Source organism: Streptomyces sp. NPDC004609, from assembly GCF_042873655.1.
In the GTDB taxonomy this organism is placed as follows: Bacteria; Actinomycetota; Actinomycetes; order Streptomycetales; family Streptomycetaceae; genus Streptomyces.
Genome location: NZ_JBIALS010000028.1, coordinates 58,446 through 77,400 on the forward strand (window position 1 = coordinate 58,446; position 18,955 = coordinate 77,400).

Sequence of the window (18,955 nt, forward strand, 5' to 3'; positions counted from 1 at the left end):
GAGGGAAGCCGGCCGGACTGACCGGCGGCCCACGGGTCGGGTGACTGCATTGGATTTCGGCAGGTGGCCTGCCGACCGCACAGAGTGCGACGACGGGCGACTAGCCCGCAGTCACCTCACGAGTCCGGTGAGAAATCACTTCCGAACCACCTCCCTTCAGTGTGCGCACCACCTTAGGAACCTCCCGGGACGGCTTCAAGCGAATAAACGAACCGGTTTCCCGGCGCAACGATTTCCCGGAACCGCGTGTGCTCTGGGTCACGTTCGAGTTGAATGGTCCGACGTGCATCAACTCGCGCGGACACGTCCTGCAGGGGGCTCAGGATGAGTGCTTCGAAGAGCGGCACGGCCCACGCACTCGGGCCCGACGAGCCGGAGCGGCCCGCGCCCGCGGCGGCCCCCGACCCGGCCGCGGGCTCGGAGGACCTGCTCGCCGCGCTCCTCGACGGCATGGACGCCGCGCTCTGCGCCTTCGACGCGGACGGCACGATCACCCACTGGAACCGCGAGGCCGCCCGCATCCTCGGCTGGTCCCCGCAGGAGGCCGTCGGCCGACGCGGCTTTACGGGGTGGGCGGTCCGGCGCGCCGACGCCGCCGAGGTCGAGGGCCGGCTGATGGCCGCGATGGAGGCCCCGGGGCGGCAGGTCCACGAGTTCGCCCTGCTGCGCAAGGACGGCGGGCGGGTGCTCGTACGGACCCAGTCGGCGCGGGTCCTCGGCGCGGACGGCAGGCCCTCCGGCCTGTACTGCGCCTTCAGCGAGGTGCACGCCAGGATCGACCTGGAGCGTTCGATCGCGCTCAGCGAGGCCCTGTTCGACGACGCGTCCTGGGGTGTCGTCCTCGTCGACGTCGACCTGCGGCCCACCGTCGTCAACGGCTACGCCGCCCGCGCGTTCGGCTCCGGGCGCACCTCCCCGCTCGGGCGGCCCCTCGGCGAGCTCCTCGTCCAGGGCGTCGAGCAGCTGGAGGGCTCCCTCCACCACGTTCTCGCCGAGGGCCCGCCGCGCGCGCTCAGCGATGTGTGGGTGACCCTGGCGGGCGGCTCCGAGGGCGAGCGGCGCCGGTGCTGGCGCAGCGGCTTTCTCCGGCTCGCCTCCCCGCTCGCGGAGGAGCCCGTACCGCTCGGCATCGGCTGGCTCTTCCACGACGTCACCGAGTCCAAGCTCGCCGAACAGGCCGCGGACCGGCTCCGCTTCCGCTCCGGCCAGCTCCACCGCGCGGGCCGTGCCGCCGCGGAGTGCGAGGACCCGATGGAGGCGGCGAGGGTCTGTCTCGACTTCGCCCTCGCGGGCTTCGCCGACCACGCCCTGATCGACCTCGTCGAACCGGGCGACGGCATCCGGCTCGTCCGTACGGCGGCCACCCCCGCGGGTACGCCCGGCCCCTGTGTCCCCGTGGCGACGGGCGGCATCCCCGTGGGCTACGCCGCCGGCCACCCCGCGCTCCAGGTGGCGGCCCGGGGCACCTCGGTCCGCGCGAGCGCGCCCTCTGCCCCTGCCCCGGCGCCGAAATCCGCCCGGGATGTGCCCCCGGCCGCCGCGAGCTGGTCCCTGCACCGCCGCTGGCCCGAGGGCATGGCCCACGCCCTCTGCACCCCTCTGCGCAGCCGTGGCCGGACCCTGGGCGTGGCCACGTTCCTCCGCGGCCCCGCCCGCCCCGCGTTCGACCGCCCCGACACCCTCCACGCCGAAAGCATGTCGCTCCTCACCGCGGCCGCCCTGGACCTCGCGGCCCTGACCGCCACCGAGTGAGCCACCGCCCCGCGCTCAACGGGGAAGCGGCCCTTGACGGCTATGGGGTTCTTGGGGTCCCGTACGGGGACCGTGGCCGCACCGGGGCCGTGCGGCGCCGCGAACTCCGCCGGTACGGCGGGATCCGAAGGGCGCGTCCAAGCCCTACTAGTCCTTGCGGCCCGTCGCGGCGATCGTGACGCCGAGGCCGATCATCGTGAAGCCGCCCACCCCGCCGATCATGGCGAGCCGTCGTGGCGAGCGGGCGAACCAGCCGCGCGCGGTGGAGGCGGCCAGGCCCCACACGCTGTCGCAGGCCACCGCGATGACGTTGAAGACGAGGCCGAGGAGCAGCATCTGGGCGGCGACGTTGCCCTTGCCCTGGTCGACGAACTGCGGGAGCACGGCGGCGAAGAAGACGATGGTCTTGGGGTTGGCGACGCCGACCGCGAAACCCTCCCAGAAGGTACGGAGGCTGCCGTGCGAGGGGCCCTCGCCGTTGAACGCGGCTTGGAGGGAGCCCCGCTGGCGGACCGCCTTGACGCCCAGGTACACCAGATACGCGGCGCCCACCAGCTTCAGCGCGGTGAAGACGAGGACCGAGCGCTCCACGATGGCCCCGACCCCGAGCGCCACGGCCACGACGAGCACATACGCCCCGAGGGTGTTGCCCACGACCGTGGTCAGCGCGGCGCGGCGGCCCTGCGCCAGCGCCCGCCCGATCACGAAGAGCACGCTGGGGCCGGGAATCACGATCAGCAGGAATGACATGGCCGCGAAGGCGAGCAACCGATCCGTGGACACCATGGGGCACATGAAACCACGGGGACCGCGCATGGCTGCACCCCTTTCCGTGCCCGGTTCGCACCGGACCCGCCCTGCCGTCCCCGCGCGGACGGCAGCGCGAGCCACCGGGGAGCACCTCATCCGGAGACGGCCGATCGGGGCGCCGTGCTGCTTCCCCGCCCTGTGCCACGACCGCCCGCGGCAGGGCGCACAGCGCGATCTCCGCTGGTCGGCGGGGGGACGGTCGACAAGGGAACGGCGGCGCCGAATCCGCGGCGCACGACCCGCTGGCGGGCCGCGTACACACTGAGCCCGGACACGAGGGTCAGATTGAACAGGGAGAGGACCAGCGCGGCGGCCAGGCCACGCCACAGGAGGGCCATCGGTACGAGGGCGAGCTGCCCGGCGGCGTACACCCACAGATAGCGCGCGTACCAGCCGCTGCGCCTGACGGACTCGCTCTCCACATCGGCCGCGTGTCCCAACGCCCCACCGGCGTCGGCGAAGCCGTTCATGTCTCCGGCCAACGGGGTCCGAGGGGCCGCCGCCCTCGCCCCTCACCCGTGGCGGAAGAAGATCCGCTCCCGGTACTCCGACATCACCCGTCCGTTCCACTCGTGGCCCCCGTCCACATTCCCCGACCTCAGCAGCGGCGGCTCCACGCCCTTCTCGACCAGGCGTTCCGCCGCCGCGGCCATCGTCGCCTGCATCAGGGCGCTGGTCACGACGGTCGAGGCGGGGGCGAAGGGCGCCTCGATGCCCTCGTGGGTCAGTTCCGCGTCGCCGACGGAGATCTTGGAGTCGAGGACGATGTCGCAGTGGTCCTTGAGGAAGGTGCCGGAGACATGCCGGGACGTGGTGGCGTCCGCGTACGCGACCGATGTCACGCCTATGACCTTCAGCCCGAGGGCCCGCGCGTTGACCGCCATCTCGACGGGGAGCGCGTTGCGGCCGGAGAGGGAGATGATGAAGAGGAGGTCACCGGCGCGCGCGGGGCTGGTGTCGAGGACGGCCGCGGCGAGGCCGTCGACCCGTTCCAGCGCCGAGCCGAGTGTCGCGGGCACGACGTCGACGCCGACGACGCCGGGTACGGCGAGCAGGTTCATCAGGGCGAAGCCGCCGGCGCGGTAGACGACGTCCTGGGCGGCCAGCGACGAGTGCCCGGCGCCGAAGGCGAACAGGCGGCCCCCCGCGGCGACGGTGTCGGCGATTGCCGCACCCGCGGCCGCGATGGTGTCCGCCTCCTCGTTCCGTACGCGCGCCAGCAGATCGATCGCCGCATCGAAGAACTGACCGGCCAGCTTGCTCTCGCTCATGCCGAGCCCTTTCAGGGGGTCGGTACCCGGATACGGTACGTGCGCATCCGGGTACACAGAGAACAGGAAACGCGCCGGGGAATGCCCGCGCCGCGGATCACGTTGGGGTCTGGATCATCACGCTGTCAATACGGCCTCGGCCCCGGCTTGCCCGAGCGCGGCACGGTTGTCGGCGCGATGCGTAAGAATTGAGTCCGGGGCCGCACCGCACGATTCTTCGAGGGGCACGTATGTCCGGTTTGATCGACACGACGGAGATGTACCTCCGCACCATCCTCGAGCTGGAAGAGGAGGGTGTGGTTCCTATGCGCGCCCGTATCGCGGAGCGGCTCGACCAGAGCGGTCCCACGGTCAGCCAGACCGTGGCCCGCATGGAGCGGGACGGTCTGGTGACGGTCGCGGGGGACCGCCATCTGGAGCTGACGGAGGAGGGCAGGCGGCTGGCGACGCGCGTGATGCGCAAGCACCGGCTCGCCGAGTGCCTGCTCGTCGATGTGATCGGCCTGGAGTGGGAGCAGGTCCACGCGGAGGCGTGCCGCTGGGAGCACGTGATGAGCGAGGCGGTGGAGCGGCGCGTACTGGAGCTGCTGCGGCACCCGACCGAGTCTCCGTACGGGAATCCCATCCCGGGCCTGGAGGAGCTGGGCGAGAAGGCGGAGGCCGATCCCTTCCTGGACGCGGGCATGGTCTCGCTCGCGGACCTGGACCCGGGCTCGGACGGCAAGACCGTGGTGGTCCGCAGGATCGGCGAGCCCATCCAGACGGACGCCCAGCTGATGTACACCCTGCGCAGGGCGGGTGTGCAGCCCGGCTCGGTCGTGAGCGTGACGGAGTCGGCGGGCGGAGTGCTCGTCGGCAGCGGCGGCGAGGCGGCGGAGCTGGAGTCCGACGTGGCCTCGCATGTGTTCGTGGCCAAGAAGTAGCGCGTGGGAGGCGGACGGCGGCGCGGAGGGTTCGGGAGGGATACCGGCCGGGCCGCTGTGACCCGGGTGCCCGCAGTCGCCTGACGTGTTCCCCGTGAAGCGATTTCCGCCCGGAATGGCAGCGCCCGGGCGAATCGCGTGCCACGCTGGGTTGAGGCATATGACCCACGGCCGGGGAGGGAACAGGGTGATGCGCCCCTCGTACGCCCCGCGCGCGCCGCAGCGCGGACGGCACGACCCGTATCGCTTGATCCGCCCACCGTGCCCGCCGCGCTGCCGTGCTTCGGCGCGCCTCCCTCAGCGGGACCACCCTCCGGAGCGACGGACCTCCCTGACCGGCAGCTCCCTGGCCGGGACTTCGCTGGCCGGACCCACCGGGACTCCCGGTCGCGGGAGCCCCCGGAATCGCGCCCCCGGGACCGGCACTTCGCCGCCCGGCCGACGGCACCCGCACACCCGCCCGCACCGGTGCCGAAGTCCGCGCGGGACCCCGCGCGGGGTCCCGAGCCCGGACCGATACGAGCACCGGAGCCCGGATCCGTACCGGAGTGGCCGGAATCCGCACGCGCACCCGGATCCGTACCAGGGCCGGACCCCGGACCCGTGCCGCCGTCACCCGCGCCACCACCACGACCCGCGCCGCCGGCCTCCCCGGCGGAACCGGCCGCCGGGGCCGCCCCCGGGCTCCGTGCCGGGACCCTTCGCGGGGCTCCACCCGGCTCCACGCGCCCCCCTCGCCCTCACTCCATGGAAGAGCCCCGGCACCCGTGGGTGCCGGGGCCTGTCCTCCCCTTTGCTGACCCGGAGCCCCGAGCTCCCAGGGTCATTCCCCTCGGGCCGCCTTCCCCGATCGGCCCGCCTCCCGCAGAAGATCTCCCCCCGGCGGCGCACGCCAATCCCCGAGCGTGGTCACTCGAACGAGGGGTGTTGCCCGCCGGAAGCATGCATTCGAATAGGAGTTCGATAAGCTGGGGGCGCGGTAGATGACCGATCGGGACGACCGGGCGAGAGAAGGGGGTGCCAGGCACATGGTGCGGCGCATCGACGTGACCGGAACCGACGGCGTGCGCCTGGCCGCCTGGGAGTTCGCCGATCCGCCCAAACCGCCCGGCGGGGAGACCGGCGTCGGCGGCGGTGCGGGCGCCGGCCCCGGCCACGCCCCGGGCGTGCTGCTGCTGCACGGTCTGATGGGCCGCGCGTCGCACTGGGCGTCCACCGCCCGCTGGCTGGCCGAGCGGCATCGCGCGGTCGCCCTCGACCAGCGGGGGCACGGCCGCAGCGACAAGCCGGCCGAGGGCCCCTTCACCCGCGACGCGTACGTCTCCGACGCCGAGAGCGCCGTCGAGCAGCTGGGCCTCGGCCCGGTGACCCTCGTCGGGCACGCGATGGGCGCGCTCACCGCCTGGCAGCTCGCGGCCAAGCGTCCCGACCTCGTCCGGGCCCTGATCATCTGCGACATGCGGGCGTCGGCGCTGGGCGCGGCCTCCCAGCGCGAGTGGGAGAGCTGGTTCCGTGCCTGGCCGGTCCCGTTCGCGACCCTCGCGGATGTGCGGAGGTGGTTCGGCGAGGACGACCCCTGGGTGGAGCACCCCACTCCCGCGCGCGGGGAGTTCTACGCCGAGGTGATGGCCGAGCGTGCCGACGGCTGGCGTCCGGTGTTCTCGCGCCGCCAGATGCTCAGGGCCCGGGAGACCTGGGTCCACGACGCGCACTGGGACGAGCTGGCCCAGGTCCGCTGCCCGGCCCTGGTGGTCCGCGGTATCGACGGCGAACTGGGCCGGGCGGAGGCCCAGGAGATGGTCAGGGTGCTCCCCCTCGGGCAGTACGCGGAGGTGGCGGACGCGGGCCATCTGATCCACTACGACCAGCCGGAGGGCTGGCGCGCCGCGATCGAGCCGTTCCTCGACTCCGTACGGCGGCGGGACCGCGACACGGGAGGGTGAAAGCGGGGAGGGCCGCGGCGGGACCCGTGCGCCCGCCGCCCGCACGGCACGGGCCCGTGAGCCGGAGAGACGGGCACGGGCAGGACGGCGCCGTCCGGGACGGCGACCATGCGTGTCTTCTGCGGGGAGAGCTGCCCGCCCGCTGGAACACCGCCTGACCCGGACGGTGACGGTGACGCGAGAAAGGGACGGTGGCTCGGACCATCACGCGGTGTTCGGGGAAGCGCGGTTCAGAAGGCGAAGACGGCGCCGAGGGCCGCCTGCATCTCACAGCCGTTGTTGTACGTCCCGGACCAGTCGACCCGCTTGCCCTGCCAGACGCCGCTCGCGGTGACCGTGACCGGGGCCCACTCCCGGGTGCACATCGTGTACGGAAGGGCGGACGGCAGCGCCGTGAAGTCGCCGCCCGCCGCGCCCAGTTCCCGGCACGCGTCCTCCGGCGCGGGATGGGTGCCCCCGGCGCTCGGGGCGCAGCTCAGGGTGACCGCACGGTCGACGGAGGTGGAGGCGTCCTTCCCGGCGGTGAGCACCAGCGCGGAGGGGGCGTACAGCCCGCTCGCCGCGGCAGGCCGGGCGACGGGCTCGGCGGCCCGCGCGCTGCCCGTCACGGCGCCGCCCAGCGCCAGAGCGGCGGCGGCCGTGACGACGGCGCCACCGCGCGCGGCCCGTACGGCATGCGCGGCCCGCACCGAGAACCCGGAGAACGGCTGCTCGAACTGCTCGGTCCGCTCAGTCCGGTCGGGCCACATGGACCCCGTCGGCCCCGTTGATCGCATGGTGAAACTCCTTTGCCGCGAGGGTGGTTGCGGTAGGGAGTCTTGCGTACGCGCACAGTGAGCGCACGCGGAGCGCCGTTTTCCGGTCGGGCGTCCCCCGAACGGGGTGGTCGCACGACCGTACGGGCCGCTCGGGGCGGGTACGGGCACGCCGCCGGCCGCTCCGGAGCGTCAGCCGATCGGCCTGCGCATCTCCTGACGGACCTTCACCGTGGCCTCCGCGACCTCCTTCAGGTCGACGGCGGCCGGAGTCATGCCCATGCTCTCGGGGGTGGCCAGGGAGACGGACATATTGGTGTTGTCATCGGCCCAGGCGCACATGGGGATCGTGGCCCTGCCGCCGTCCGACTGGTCGGAGACGAGGACCTGGCACTTCACCCGCACTTCCGAGCCCTCGGGGGTGTAGTCCTTCGCCGGCACCGCGATGGTGGTGCCCTTCGCCTTGCCGCCGCCCCGAAGGATCGACTCCAGTGCCTTGTCCGGCTCGGCGATCCGGCCGTGGAGCCCCGAGACGACCACGATCCCGGCCTTCGCGCCGTTCAGCGAGGTGTACTGGGCCACCGTCGACTTGGGCTCGCGAATGACGGCCTGGCTCGCGTTCTTCAGCTGCTCCTGGGTCTCCTGCGACATGTCCCCGGCGAGTTCGTACGTGCCGTCGAGCAGGGTCGAGGGGAGGGTCAGCTCGTACTTCGCCTCGGGGAAGACCTTGCCGCCGCCGCTGTCGGAGAAGACGTTGTTGCCCAGCCAGGACAGTCCGAGCAGCCCGGCGACGGCCAGCGGAGCAATGATGATCCACTTCCGGTTCCTGTTCGGCGCGGGCGGCTGCGGCGCGCCCCAGCCGCCCGGAGCCCCGTACCCCTGCTGCGGCGGAAACGGCTGCTGGGGCGCCGGGGGCCCGTAGCCCTGCGGAGGGTAGGGCTGCTGAGGGGCGGGGTGCCCGTACCCCGGCGGGGGAGGCCCCGGCTGCGGGAACTGCGGCTGCTGGCCGTAGGGGTTCCCGTAACCCCCTTGCTGGGGCTGCTGATGCGGCTGCGGCGGCGTCGACATGACCAGCAACCTACGTCACCGCCCTGGGCGCCCACCTCCCGATAAGGGCGCGGGCGCGACGGCCGCGCGGGCCGGCCGGCCCCGGCGCCGACCAGTCAGCCGCCCGCCTGTCCCCGGCGCATCCGGAGTCCCGGGCCTCCGCCGGGCCTCGCCCCGGCCGCCCCGGCCTCCGTACTCCCGCTTCCGCGGTCCCGGCGGATCCCCGGACCAGCCGGGACCGGCCTCCCACCGCGTCCCGCGCCGGCGGCCCGGCTCAGCCCTTGCTGACCGCCGTCAGGATCTCCGGGAGCCGCTTCGCGGTCTGCGGGGCGGCCAGCCGTACGCCCGCCCAGCCGATCAGCAGCCCGTAGACGGCCCCGAGGGGCAGCAGCAGCCACAGATCGCCGTGCGCGTCCGTCATATGCATCCAGACCGTCGCCGAGATCAGCGGCCCGGACAGCAGGCCCGCCGCGAACAGCCCGCCGAAGGTCGAGAACCAGGCCAGCGCGCCCTGTCCCGGAGCGGCGTTCTTGTATCCGCTGTCCTGCGGGATCGAGTACGGGAAGCGGGCGGACGCCAGCGCGCCCGTCCCCAGCATCGCGCCGAGCACCGCGAAGGACAGCCCCAGCGCCGAGGGCGCCGCCCGCCAGTCGCCCAGGACCACCGCCGTCAGGGCGGTGACCACGACCGTGTACGGGAGGGCGATCAGCAGCAGGGCCAGCGCCCGCGCCCGCAGCTCCGCGTACGCGTCCCGGGCCGTGGAGATCGTCTGCGCGACCAGCCAGAACGCCGAGGCGTCCTGCCCGAACTGGTTGTACATCAGCATGCCCAGCATGCCCGTGGCGAACGACGCGAAGTACAGGGAGCCGGTGCCCTGGACCGCGTTGAACAGCGGCACGATCAGACCGACGGCCAGCATCGACACCCAGGCCGCCTTGGTCTTCGGGTCGCGCCATATATAGCGCAGGCTGCGCTGCATCACCGTGCCCGTGCGACCCTCCGGCAGCAGGCGGTGCAGGCCCGTGGAGCCTTCCCCGCCGGTCCGCTCCGCCGCCGCGGCGAGCGTCGAGCCGTCGGGCGAGGTCATCAGCCGGGTCAGGCTGCGCCGCCACCACCACAGCAGGGCGTACAGCGCCGCCCCGGACAGGGCGAGCTGGGCCAGCGCGACGCCGTGGGAGCCCTCGCTCGCGGAGTCGATCGCGTCGATCGCCGAGGCGGGCGGCAGCCACCGTACGACGGCGGCCGCAGGGTTGAGTTCCCCGAGTCCGGCGTCCGACGCTCCGAGGCGCTGGGCGCCGAAGTTGACGACCTGGACGCCGACCGCGATCACCAGACCGCTCAGCAGCGCGAGATCACGTCCCTTGCGGGAGGTCAGCAGCCGGATGTTGGCCGCCGCGACCGCGCGTGCCAGCGCCACGCACACCAGGAGGGCGAGCGGTACGGCGGCCACGGAGACGGCGAACGCGAAGAGGCCGTGGGAGAGCGCGAGCGCCGCCCCCAGCAGCAGACAGAGCGAGAACAGCGGCCCGATGCCCACCAGCGACGCCGTGAGCAGCGCGGTGACCAGCGGCCCCGGGCGCAGCGGCAGCATCACGAGCCGGGTCGGGTCCAGCGTCTCGTCACCGCCCGGGAAGAACAGCGGCATCACCGCCCAGCCGAGGGCCAGTACGCCCGCCAGCAGGACGACGACGGACGCCGCGTGGTCGTGGCCGCGCAGCAGGACCAGACCCAGCAGCTGGCCGAGGGCGAAGAGCAGGGTGAGGACGAGGGAGAGGACAAAAACGATCCGGCGGCCGGACGACTGGCGCAGTCCGTTGCGCAGCAGCGACAGCTTCAGCCGGACGAAGATCCCGGCGAGCCGCCCCGTGCCCACCGCGTGCTGCGGGTCCGGCCCGGACGCGGCCCGGGCGGCGGGCCCGTCGCCCGCCGCGACACCCGGTGCCGCGCTCACCGCACACCGCCCGCCACGACGTTGGCCGTCGCGAGGCTGCCTGCCGCGCCGCCGCTCGCCGCGAGGCCGCCCGCTGAGCCGCCTCCCGTGACGTCGGCCGTCGCGAAACGGGCCGCTGTGACGTCAGCCATCGCGAGGCCACCCGCCATCCCGCCCACCGCCCGGTCGCCCGCTACGAAGCCGTCCGCCACGCCTCCGCCCGCCGTGAAGCCGCCTGCCGCGACGGCCGCTGCGAAGCCACCAGCCGGGAAGCCCGCCGCCGCGCTCACCGCACACCGCCGCTGCCGCCGCCGAGCCAGTCCAGCGACTCTCCGGTGTCCCGCCCGCTCGCCCCGACCAGTTCCAGGAACGCGCTCTGGAGCGACGGCGCGTCACCGCGTACGTCCGCGAGCGGACCCTGCGCCCTGATCCGGCCCGCGGCCATCACCGCGACCCAGTCGCACAGCGACTCCACCAGCTCCATCACATGGCTGGAGAAGACGACGGTCGCGCCCGAGCCGGTGTACCGCTCCAGGACCCCGCGGATCGTCTGCGCCGAGACCGGGTCGACCCCTTCGAACGGCTCGTCCAGGAACAGCACCTCGGGGTTGTGCAGCAGCGCGGACGCCAGTCCGATCTTCTTGCGCATACCGGTCGAGTAGTCGACGACGAGCTTGTGCTGGGCGCCGGCGAGATCCAGGACGTCGAGGAGCTGGGCGGCCCGCTTGTCGACCTCGTCCCCCGGCAGGCCCCGCAGCCGTCCGCTGTACGCGAGCAGTTCACGGCCGGAGAGGCGTTCGAACAGCCGCAGCCCTTCCGGCAGCACCCCGATCCGGGACTTCACCCGGACCGGGTCGCGCCACACGTCGTGCCCGCCGACCTCCACCAGGCCGTCGTCCGGGCGCAGCAGCCCGGTCACCATGGACAGGGTCGTGGTCTTGCCCGCGCCGTTCGGCCCGACCAGCCCGATGAACCTCCCCGCCGGGAGCGTGAGGTCGATGCCGGCGACGGCGATCTGCTCGCCGAACCGCTTCCACAGGCCCTCGACGCGCACGGCGGGCGGCGCCGTGCGCGCCCCGCCCGCCTCCGCGGCTGCCGCCGCCCGTTCGTCCGGCATGATGCCCTGCCTCCCGGTGGTCCCGCGTCCCGCGTACCGCTGATGTGTACGCGGCGTCCGGGGCCACCTTAGGGGGGCCTCCCGCGGTCAGCCCTTGCGGGTCCGCTCCGCCGCGGCATCGCGTCCGCAGGCGTAGGCGAGCGGGCTCAGCAGCTCGCCCGCCTCGGGCAGCCACCGGTTGGCGGGGGTGGGGCGGCGCGCCCACTGCACCGCGCCGCGTCCCCCGACCCGGGTCGGCGGGGCGGCGATGTAGTGGCCGTCGCCGCGGGCGACCAGATCGATCGAGGAGGGCGCCCAGCCCAGTGAGCGGACCATCTCGGGGACCTTCACGGCCGCGCCCGGCAGCACGAAGAAGAGCATCCTGCGGTCGGGGGTGCACGTCACCGGGCCGAGCGGCAGATCCATCCGCTCCAGCCGGGCGAGCGCCAGAAAGCCCGCGGACTCGGGCAGGTCGAGAACGTCGAAGGTACGGCCGGTGGGCAGCAGGATCGACGCCTTCGGATGCTTCCCCCACATCCGGCGGGCGGCGCTCGCGCTGCCGGTCGCCTGGTTCGCCCACTCCGGCCCGGTCGCGTGCGCGCCCGGCACGGGGCAGTCGGTGTCACCGCACGAGCAGAACTCGCGGCCCCCCGACGCCTCCAGCCACGTCCCGGGGAACACGTCCCAGTGCCGCTCCTCCGCGTACCGCACGGCGTGATCCAGCAACTGCTCACCTCTCTGCTGGGGGATCTGTGCGGCTTCTGTGACTCCGATGGTCTCTTCCACGAACCACTCAACTCCCGCGGTCACCAGGGGTTACGGGCGTCCTGCGGGCCGCCCCGGGAGCATGATCCCGCATATGGGGCGCATGGATGCACATACGGGGGCGCGCATGTACATGGGGTGAGGATGCGGGTATCCACTGGACGGGGGGCGTCCGCGCGCGGACGTGCACCGGGCCGGGCAGAAACACCTGACGGCCGAGTTCCGGAGAACGTCCGGCACCGGACCTGGTTTCTGGGAAACTTCCGGGATTCTGGAAAAACCAGACCAAGTCAGAGAAGTCTGCATTCTCCGTATATCAGCCGGGCAGTGATCAGGGCGTTGATCACAGCGGCCATCAGGGGGTTTTCATGGCAGCCAGGCCACTCGTCGCCCGCCAGCCGAACGAACGGCTGCAGGCGCTCATCCAGGAAGCCGGGTGTTCCAACGCCGGGCTCGCCCGCCGCGTCAACATGGTCGGCGCGGAACGGGGTCTCGATCTGCGGTACGACAAGACATCGGTGGCGCGCTGGCTGCGCGGGCAGCAGCCGCGCGGGCGCGCGCCGGGCATCATCGCGGAGGCCCTCGGCCGCAAACTGGGACGTACGGTCACGATCGACGAGATCGGCATGGCCAACGGCAAGAACCTCGCGTCCGGCGTCGGGCTCCAGTTCTCGCCGACCGTGCTCGGTGCGATCGAGCAGGTCTGCGAGCTGTGGCGCAGCGACGTCGGCCGCCGCGACTTCCTCTCCGGGGCGTCGGTCGCCGCCTCCGCGCTCGTCGAACCCAGCCGCGACTGGCTGATCACCGGCGCGGACTCCCAGGTCGCACGCACGACCGGGGCCCGGGTGGGGAGTTCGGACGTCGAGGCCGTCCGGGCGATGACGGCCGCGCTCACCGATCTCGACCACCGCTACGGCAGCGGGCACATCCGCCCGGTCGTCGTGCACTACCTCAACTCGGTGGTGTCCGGGCTGCTCTCGGGCTCGTACCGCGAATCGGTCGGGCGCGAACTGTTCGCCGCGGTCGCCCGGTTGACGGAACTCGCCGGGTACATGGCCGTCGACACCGGGCAGCCGGGGCTCGCCCAGCGCTACTACATCCAGGCGCTGCGGCTCGCCCAGGCGGCCGACGACCGCGGATACGGCGGCTATGTGCTCGCCGCCTCCATGAGCCATCTCGCGGCCCAGCTCGGCAATCCGAGGGAGATCGCCCAACTGGCGCGCGCCGCACAGGAAGGCGCGCGCGGGCAGGTCACCCCGCGTGCGCAGGCCATGTTCTACGCCGCCGAGGCGCGCGGCCACGCCCTCCTCGGGGACGCCCGCACCTGTCACACCGTGGCCGGGAAGGCGATCGCCGCGCTGGAGCGGGCCGAGCCGGAGTCGGCCGACGACCCGCCGTGGATCGCCCACTTCGACCACGCCTATCTCGCCGACGAACTGGCCCACTGCTACCGCGACCTGGGCCAGGCGGAGGCGGCGGCGCGCCACGCCTCGGACGCGCTGGAGGGCCACCCCGAGTCCCGGGCCAGGCGGCGGGCGATCGGGCTCGTCCTGCTGGCGACCGCCCAGGTGCAGCAGCGCGAGGTGGAACAGGCCTGCCACACCGGCACCCGCGCGGTCGAGCTGCTGGGGAAGCTGCGCTCCAGCCGGGGCGCGGAGTATCTGGACGATCTCCAGCAGCGTCTGGAGCCGTACGCCGAGGAGCCTTCGGTACGGGAGTTCGGGGCGCGGGTGGAGCTCCAGGCAGCGTGATGCCCGCCATACGGAGCGTCATCGCAGGGCGGTAACCAGCGTCTTCGGCGGGCTTGTTGTCCCTGCGTCCACAGGTGTGTGCGCGGGATCGAACCACCCGGTAGCGTGAACCGACGGTGACGTTGGTCCACATGTAGGAGTTCCGGTGACGCACAGCGGACAGGGTGACGAGCGGCGGCAGCCCGCCGCTCGCCCCGCGCACGAAGGCGTCGTGCTGCCCGCCGACGGATCTGACCCCCTGATACCGGGCCCTCCCGGTGCCGAGCCCCCGGCGGCACCGGCGGGCGGGCGGCCCTGGGGGGAGCCCTGGGGTCTGCACGAGCCGGTCCAGGGCGCACCGCAGGCGCACGGGGACGGCTGGGGGGAGGAGCCGCGGCACGGCTACGGCGTCCGCTCCCAGCCCCTGCCCGAGGCACAGCCGTCGCCGGGGCTCCCGGGGGCGCTGCCGCCCCAGGCGCCCCCGCCGGACGGCCGTTTCGGGGGAGCGGGCGAGGCGTCGACGGCAGGGCCGGGAGCGGGGCAGTCGTACGGGCTGCCGCTGCCGGGGGCCGGGCAGGCTCCGCGGGCGGGGGCGGACGGTGTGCCGCCACCGGACCTGCCGGGCGTGCTGCCGCCGCAGGCCGCACCGCACGGTGACGGGGTGTACGGGGCGTACGGATCGGCCGGGGCCGGACAGCCCTCGTACGGCGGCGGATTCCCGGGGACGGACGCCTGGCCGCCGCCGGAGCCGTACGGGCGGCCGCAGGCGATGCCGGACGGTGTCTCCGCCGGTGTGCCGCTGCCCCAGCAGGGCACCGCCGCCTACAGCACCACGGACGCGACGCAGTTCATCCCGCCCGTCGTGGCGGCCGAGCCCGTCGGGGCCGCGGACGCCACCCAGTTCATCCCGCCGGTGGGCGCGGCGGACGTGACGCAGCACATCCCGCCGGTCCCGCAGCCCGGGAGTCCCGCGGCGGCGACGGCGTTCCCCGGGTCGGGACCGCTGCCGGGTGCCGGTGCGGGCGGCGGGCCGCTCGCGCCCGAGGCGGCCACCCAGTTCCTGCCGCCGGTTCCGGCCGGTCCGGCGGCACCCGCTCCGATGGCGGGCCCGCCCGGCGCGGCTCCCGGGATGCGGCCGGGCGCTCCGGGCGAGCGGCAGCCGCCCGCCGAGTTCGACAGCCTCTTCCGCACGGACGCGGCCCCGGGCGGGGCGCAGCCGGGCCCCCACCGGGCGGACCCCACCCAGCAGATGCCCCGTATCGACGGCGGACCGCAGCAGGTGGGCCTCCAGCCGGCGGGGTATCAGCAGCACCAGAGGCCGCCGCAGTACGACCGTCACGACGCCGAGGCGCGCGAGGAGCGCGAGGAACGGCGGCGCAACTCCTCGCAGCTGGCCGTCATGGCCGCGGTGGTCGTCGCCTGCGCGGTGCTCGGACTCGGCGTGAGCGCCGCGCTGTTCAGCGGCGGGGACGACGACAAGAAGGACGATTCCGCCCGGAAGAACGTCGCCGCGTCCTCACCCGCGCCCTCGGCCGCCGAACCGGTTCAGCCCGCGGCCCAGGACCCGGTGAAGACCCAGGCCAAGGCGCTCGACAAGCTGCTCGCGGACAGCAACGACAGCCGTGCCGCGGTGATCCGTTCGGTGGAGAACATCAAGAAGTGCAAGGACCTCGACCAGGCGGCCGATGATCTGCGCGGGGCGGCCGAGCAGCGCAGGGGTCTGGTGACCCGGCTGGGCGAGCTGAGCATCGACAAGCTGCCCCGCAGCGCCGACCTGAGCGCGTCGCTCGTCGACGCGTGGCAGTCGTCCGCGAAGGCGGACGACCACTACGCGGCCTGGGCGACCCAGGTCAAGGGCAAGAAGGGCTGCAAGGACGGCCGGGCGCGCACCACCCGCCAGACCGTCCACGCCACCCGTGCCAGCGGCGACGCGACCAAGGCCAAGCGCGAGGCGTCCGGGCTGTGGAACTCCATCGCGGCCAAGTACCAGCTCACCGAGCGCCGCAGCGAACAGCTCTGACGGAGGGACCGGGCCCGGGCGGCGGCGACTCGGGGCGGGCGGGGGCCGGTCGCGGCCCGGGAGGGGTCGTCCGCGGCCGCCCCGACGTGACCGCCGCCGCCCTCGGCGTCCTCGACGCCGCCCTTCATGACACCGCCGCGTTCGTCGGCCGGGGGCCCCGGCGGCCCGCCCCGCGAGCGGCGCCGGAACGGCAACCCGCTCGCCGATCTGCCCGGCATCCGCTCCAAGGCCGTCCGCGGGGAAGCCGCGGCGCGCATCGCTCGCCCGACCCTCCATCACGCCGCCGGTCTGCTGGACCAGAGGCCGACCTCGGAGGCGTGACCAGCGCCGACTCCAGCAGGTTGGGCACGCTCACATCGCTCCGCGCACATCTGCGGGATCGACGCGGTCAGCTGCACCTGGTCAACTCCTGGGAGCGTCGTCCACCTCTTCCGTGTCACCGGATTTCACCAACGTGTTCCGATCCACCCGGACACCGCCGCCGGACTCCGTACCATGACGCGCACACGAACGCGAAGACGGCTGCGGCCGGCCGCACTGCCCGCCTCCTCACCCCCTGTCAGGACGCGGACCGTGCCCAGACCCGAACGAGCCCCTTCTCCCCGTGATCCGTCCGGCACGTTGCCGCACCACCTGGCCACCACTCATCCCGACTCGGAGGACAACATGCGCGAAATCGACACTTCCGTCCCCCACTCAGCACGTATCTGGAACTACTGGATGGGCGGCAAGGACAACTACGAAGTCGACCGGGCGGCCGGCGACGCCTACCTCTCACTCGCCCCTCAAATCGCGACCATGGCCCGCGAGTCCCGCAAGTACTTGATCCGCGCGGTCACCCACCTCACGCGCGACCTCGGCGTTCGCCAGTTCCTCGACATCGGCACGGGCCTCCCGTCGTACGACAACACCCACCAGGTCGCCCAGCGCATCGCCGCGGACGCCAAGGTCGTCTACGTGGACAACGACCCGATCGTCCTGACACACGCCGCAGCCCTGCTCCCCGGCACCCGCGACGGCGTCACCACCTATATCTCCGCCGACCTGCACGACCCGCAGAAGATCCTGGACGCGGCGGGCAAGATCCTCGACTTCCGCGCCCCCGTCGCGTTGATGCTGATGGGCATCCTCGGCCACATCCAGGACTTCGGTGAGGCACAGGCGATCGTCCGCCGCCTCCAGGCCGCCCTACCCTCCGGCAGTTACTTCGTGCACTACGACAGCGTCGGTATCGACGACGACCTCACGAAGGCGCAGGAAGGGTACGACGACACCGGCGCCGTCCCGTACGTCCTGCGTACCCCTGAGCAGATCACTACCTTCTACGAAGGGCTCGACCTCCTGGACCCCGGGATCGTCTCGTGTCCCCTGTGGCGCCCTGACCCGGGCACCTCCCCGGAGCCGACGGACATCTACGGAGGCATCGGCCGCAAACCGTAGCGCGCGTTCCTGCTCGTCCCACGGAACTCCCCGGCCTGACCGCATCGTTCACCTCGCCGCCCGGGGCCTTGAGGACGGCCGGTGTTCCGGCCCGTGTCGGACCACCCGCCGCCGTCAGCCCGCGACGGAGCACCCGCGGCCCTCAGCCCGTGACGGACGCCGTCAGGGTCCGGCTGACGTCCACGAAGCCCTTCTGCTGCGCCACCAGCCGCCCGTCGCGCACGACCTGGAACGTCACGCCCCGGTTGACCACCCGCGGATAGCCGGGTGTGCCGAGCATGTCCTGGTGGTCCCAGCGCAGCGCGGGGGTCAGCCCGCCCGTGGAGACCTGGAGCCCGCGGTCGAGCACCCGGGCGATCTTCCCGGGGGTGATCTCGTCCGAGTCGAGCGACCGGACGACCGCGTTCAGCACCGTGTACGCGATCCACGTGGTCTGCACCCCCGCGTCGGCGGAGTCGATGCGGTTGTCGCCGAAGGCGTGGGACTCGATCACCCCCTGCATCTCCTGCCAGCGCGGATCGCCCGCGTCCGGGTACCACCCGGTGATGAACGCGCCCTCGAAGGGGCCGTTGCGTCCGCCCGTACGGTCGATGAGGGACTGGCCGACGCTGCCGAGGACCGAGGAGACCCTGACGGAGCGGCCGTCCTCGGGCAGCCGGCGGAAGGAGTCGAAGAAGGTCTCGGTGTGCTCTCCGAGCGCGGCCGTGACACAGCCGGGCCGGGGGTCGTCCGACGTCTCGGCCCCGGCGCCCGCCTTGGAACGGGCCTGGTCGGCGTGCCGGGTGTACTCGGTGGCGTCCTCGGGGGCCAGGATGTCCGTGGAGGAGCTGTGGCCGCCCTTCGAGAGCCCGGCGTTCAGCAGCAGCGGCATCTCGTCACCGGCGAGCGAGTCGGGCCGTACGAGCGCGACCCGGCGGCAGGCGTCCGCCAGTTGGAGCCCGTGCCCCGCGATGAGCGCGGCCTGGCCCCCGTTGACGGGATAGGACCGGTAGCTGGTGAACTCCTCCCGGGAGATGCCGTATCCACCGATGAAGGGGATGCCCGCGGCCTGGAGCGGGGCCATGAAGGCGCTGCCGTGCTGGCTGTACGAGCCGACCACGGCGTCCGCGTTCTCGTCGACCGCGCGCCGGGCACAGGCGCGCGCCCCGGCCGGAGTGTTCCCCTCGTTGCAGGTGATCACTTCCAGCTCATGTCCGTCGATGCCGCCCCGGGAATTCACCCAGCGGGCATACGCTTTGGCCATGGCGGGCATCCCCGGCATATTGGTCGCCTGGGTCTCTTCGGGCGCAAAAGTCATCACCTTGATGGATTCACGGGAGCCGTCGGAGGTCCCGGGGATCGCGCCGCACCCGGTGGCCAGTACGGAGCCGGCTGCCACCGCTGCGGGAATGCGGAGGGCGCCAATCCGTGAGGTCCATGAAGGGCGGGGGGTGGAGGAACGTCGCCTACCGGTCATGCGCGGCCACATTTCCG

The 18,955-nt window shown here is 73.3% G+C and carries 17 protein-coding genes; 7 read left to right on the top strand and 10 right to left on the bottom strand.

The window, feature by feature from the left end; translation table 11 throughout:
* The first annotated feature begins 324 nt into the window (after positions 1-324).
* Positions 325-1,752: a PAS domain-containing protein gene (locus ACFYT4_RS25395; RefSeq protein WP_389273344.1), complete on the top strand. Its 1,428-nt coding sequence runs from the start codon at positions 325-327 to the stop codon at positions 1,750-1,752.
* Between the two features lie 147 nt (positions 1,753-1,899).
* On the opposite strand, the gene ACFYT4_RS25400 is transcribed toward ACFYT4_RS25395, so the two are convergent.
* From ACFYT4_RS25400 to ACFYT4_RS25410, 3 genes are all read right to left on the bottom strand, one after another.
* Positions 1,900-2,538, bottom strand: a complete 639-nt coding sequence (locus tag ACFYT4_RS25400; RefSeq protein WP_389273347.1) for a LysE family translocator — start codon at positions 2,536-2,538, stop codon at positions 1,900-1,902.
* A 116-nt stretch (positions 2,539-2,654) separates the two neighbouring features.
* The gene (locus ACFYT4_RS25405) at positions 2,655-3,032 is read right to left on the bottom strand and encodes a hypothetical protein (protein WP_389273350.1); all 378 of its coding nucleotides are present in this window, start codon (positions 3,030-3,032) and stop codon (positions 2,655-2,657) included.
* 42 nt (positions 3,033-3,074) lie between these two features.
* Positions 3,075-3,833: an SIS domain-containing protein gene (locus ACFYT4_RS25410; RefSeq protein ID WP_389273353.1), complete on the bottom strand. Its 759-nt coding sequence runs from the start codon at positions 3,831-3,833 to the stop codon at positions 3,075-3,077.
* Between the two features lie 230 nt (positions 3,834-4,063).
* Between ACFYT4_RS25410 and ACFYT4_RS25415 the strand changes: the two genes are divergently transcribed.
* Positions 4,064-4,756: a metal-dependent transcriptional regulator gene (locus ACFYT4_RS25415; RefSeq protein ID WP_389273356.1), complete on the top strand. Its 693-nt coding sequence runs from the start codon at positions 4,064-4,066 to the stop codon at positions 4,754-4,756.
* Positions 4,757-5,784: 1,028 nt separating this feature from the next.
* On the top strand, positions 5,785-6,699 hold the full coding sequence (locus ACFYT4_RS25420; RefSeq protein ID WP_389273485.1) for an alpha/beta fold hydrolase: 915 nt from the start codon (positions 5,785-5,787) through the stop codon (positions 6,697-6,699).
* A 230-nt stretch (positions 6,700-6,929) separates the two neighbouring features.
* Here ACFYT4_RS25420 and ACFYT4_RS25425 read toward each other — a convergent pair whose 3' ends face one another.
* The 6 genes from ACFYT4_RS25425 to ACFYT4_RS25450 form a co-directional block, all read right to left on the bottom strand.
* Positions 6,930-7,475: a subtilase-type protease inhibitor gene (locus ACFYT4_RS25425; RefSeq protein WP_389273359.1), complete on the bottom strand. Its 546-nt coding sequence runs from the start codon at positions 7,473-7,475 to the stop codon at positions 6,930-6,932.
* A 171-nt stretch (positions 7,476-7,646) separates the two neighbouring features.
* The gene (locus tag ACFYT4_RS25430) at positions 7,647-8,522 is read right to left on the bottom strand and encodes a hypothetical protein (RefSeq protein WP_389273362.1); all 876 of its coding nucleotides are present in this window, start codon (positions 8,520-8,522) and stop codon (positions 7,647-7,649) included.
* A 253-nt stretch (positions 8,523-8,775) separates the two neighbouring features.
* Positions 8,776-10,374: a transporter gene (locus ACFYT4_RS25435; RefSeq protein ID WP_389273488.1), complete on the bottom strand. Its 1,599-nt coding sequence runs from the start codon at positions 10,372-10,374 to the stop codon at positions 8,776-8,778.
* Positions 10,375-10,448: 74 nt separating this feature from the next.
* Positions 10,449-10,583: a hypothetical protein gene (locus tag ACFYT4_RS25440; RefSeq protein ID WP_389273365.1), complete on the bottom strand. Its 135-nt coding sequence runs from the start codon at positions 10,581-10,583 to the stop codon at positions 10,449-10,451.
* A gap of 134 nt (positions 10,584-10,717) precedes the next feature.
* A complete protein-coding gene (locus tag ACFYT4_RS25445; protein WP_389273368.1) occupies positions 10,718-11,548 on the bottom strand; it encodes an ABC transporter ATP-binding protein in 831 nt (276 codons plus the stop codon).
* A gap of 87 nt (positions 11,549-11,635) precedes the next feature.
* Positions 11,636-12,313, bottom strand: coding sequence for a bifunctional DNA primase/polymerase (locus ACFYT4_RS25450; protein ID WP_389273371.1), 678 nt, complete (start codon positions 12,311-12,313; stop codon positions 11,636-11,638).
* Positions 12,314-12,660: 347 nt separating this feature from the next.
* On the opposite strand from ACFYT4_RS25450, the gene ACFYT4_RS25455 reads away from it, so the two are divergent.
* The 4 genes from ACFYT4_RS25455 (at position 12,661) to ACFYT4_RS25470 (ending at position 17,482) form a co-directional block, all read left to right on the top strand.
* Entirely contained in the window at positions 12,661-14,043 is a 1,383-nt protein-coding gene (locus ACFYT4_RS25455) for a transcriptional regulator (protein ID WP_389273374.1), read from the top strand.
* Between the two features lie 145 nt (positions 14,044-14,188).
* Positions 14,189-16,042, top strand: coding sequence for a hypothetical protein (locus ACFYT4_RS25460; protein ID WP_389273377.1), 1,854 nt, complete (start codon positions 14,189-14,191; stop codon positions 16,040-16,042).
* Between the two features lie 126 nt (positions 16,043-16,168).
* On the top strand, positions 16,169-16,363 hold the full coding sequence (locus ACFYT4_RS25465) for a hypothetical protein (RefSeq protein ID WP_389273380.1): 195 nt from the start codon (positions 16,169-16,171) through the stop codon (positions 16,361-16,363).
* A gap of 345 nt (positions 16,364-16,708) precedes the next feature.
* Positions 16,709-17,482 carry an SAM-dependent methyltransferase gene (locus tag ACFYT4_RS25470; RefSeq protein ID WP_389273383.1) on the top strand — a complete coding sequence of 258 codons (774 nt, stop codon included), beginning with the start codon at positions 16,709-16,711 and terminating at the stop codon, positions 17,480-17,482.
* 142 nt (positions 17,483-17,624) lie between these two features.
* On the opposite strand, the gene ACFYT4_RS25475 is transcribed toward ACFYT4_RS25470, so the two are convergent.
* Positions 17,625-18,938, bottom strand: a complete 1,314-nt coding sequence (locus ACFYT4_RS25475) for an ABC transporter substrate-binding protein (protein ID WP_389273385.1) — start codon at positions 18,936-18,938, stop codon at positions 17,625-17,627.
* Between the last annotated feature and the right edge of the window lie 17 nt (positions 18,939-18,955).

Coding starts and splice junctions, on each gene's coding strand:
- ACFYT4_RS25395 (WP_389273344.1), top strand. CDS start 325: ATGAGTGCTTCGAAGAGCGGCACGGCCCACGCACTCGGGCCCGACGAG.
- ACFYT4_RS25400 (WP_389273347.1), bottom strand. CDS start 2,538: ATGGTGTCCACGGATCGGTTGCTCGCCTTCGCGGCCATGTCATTCCTG.
- ACFYT4_RS25405 (WP_389273350.1), bottom strand. CDS start 3,032: ATGAACGGCTTCGCCGACGCCGGTGGGGCGTTGGGACACGCGGCCGAT.
- ACFYT4_RS25410 (WP_389273353.1), bottom strand. CDS start 3,833: ATGAGCGAGAGCAAGCTGGCCGGTCAGTTCTTCGATGCGGCGATCGAT.
- ACFYT4_RS25415 (WP_389273356.1), top strand. CDS start 4,064: ATGTCCGGTTTGATCGACACGACGGAGATGTACCTCCGCACCATCCTC.
- ACFYT4_RS25420 (WP_389273485.1), top strand. CDS start 5,785: ATGGTGCGGCGCATCGACGTGACCGGAACCGACGGCGTGCGCCTGGCC.
- ACFYT4_RS25425 (WP_389273359.1), bottom strand. CDS start 7,475: ATGCGATCAACGGGGCCGACGGGGTCCATGTGGCCCGACCGGACTGAG.
- ACFYT4_RS25430 (WP_389273362.1), bottom strand. CDS start 8,522: ATGTCGACGCCGCCGCAGCCGCATCAGCAGCCCCAGCAAGGGGGTTAC.
- ACFYT4_RS25440 (WP_389273365.1), bottom strand. CDS start 10,583: ATGGCTGACGTCACAGCGGCCCGTTTCGCGACGGCCGACGTCACGGGA.
- ACFYT4_RS25445 (WP_389273368.1), bottom strand. CDS start 11,548: ATGCCGGACGAACGGGCGGCGGCAGCCGCGGAGGCGGGCGGGGCGCGC.
- ACFYT4_RS25455 (WP_389273374.1), top strand. CDS start 12,661: ATGGCAGCCAGGCCACTCGTCGCCCGCCAGCCGAACGAACGGCTGCAG.
- ACFYT4_RS25465 (WP_389273380.1), top strand. CDS start 16,169: ATGACACCGCCGCGTTCGTCGGCCGGGGGCCCCGGCGGCCCGCCCCGC.
- ACFYT4_RS25470 (WP_389273383.1), top strand. CDS start 16,709: ATGCGCGAAATCGACACTTCCGTCCCCCACTCAGCACGTATCTGGAAC.
- ACFYT4_RS25475 (WP_389273385.1), bottom strand. CDS start 18,938: ATGACCGGTAGGCGACGTTCCTCCACCCCCCGCCCTTCATGGACCTCA.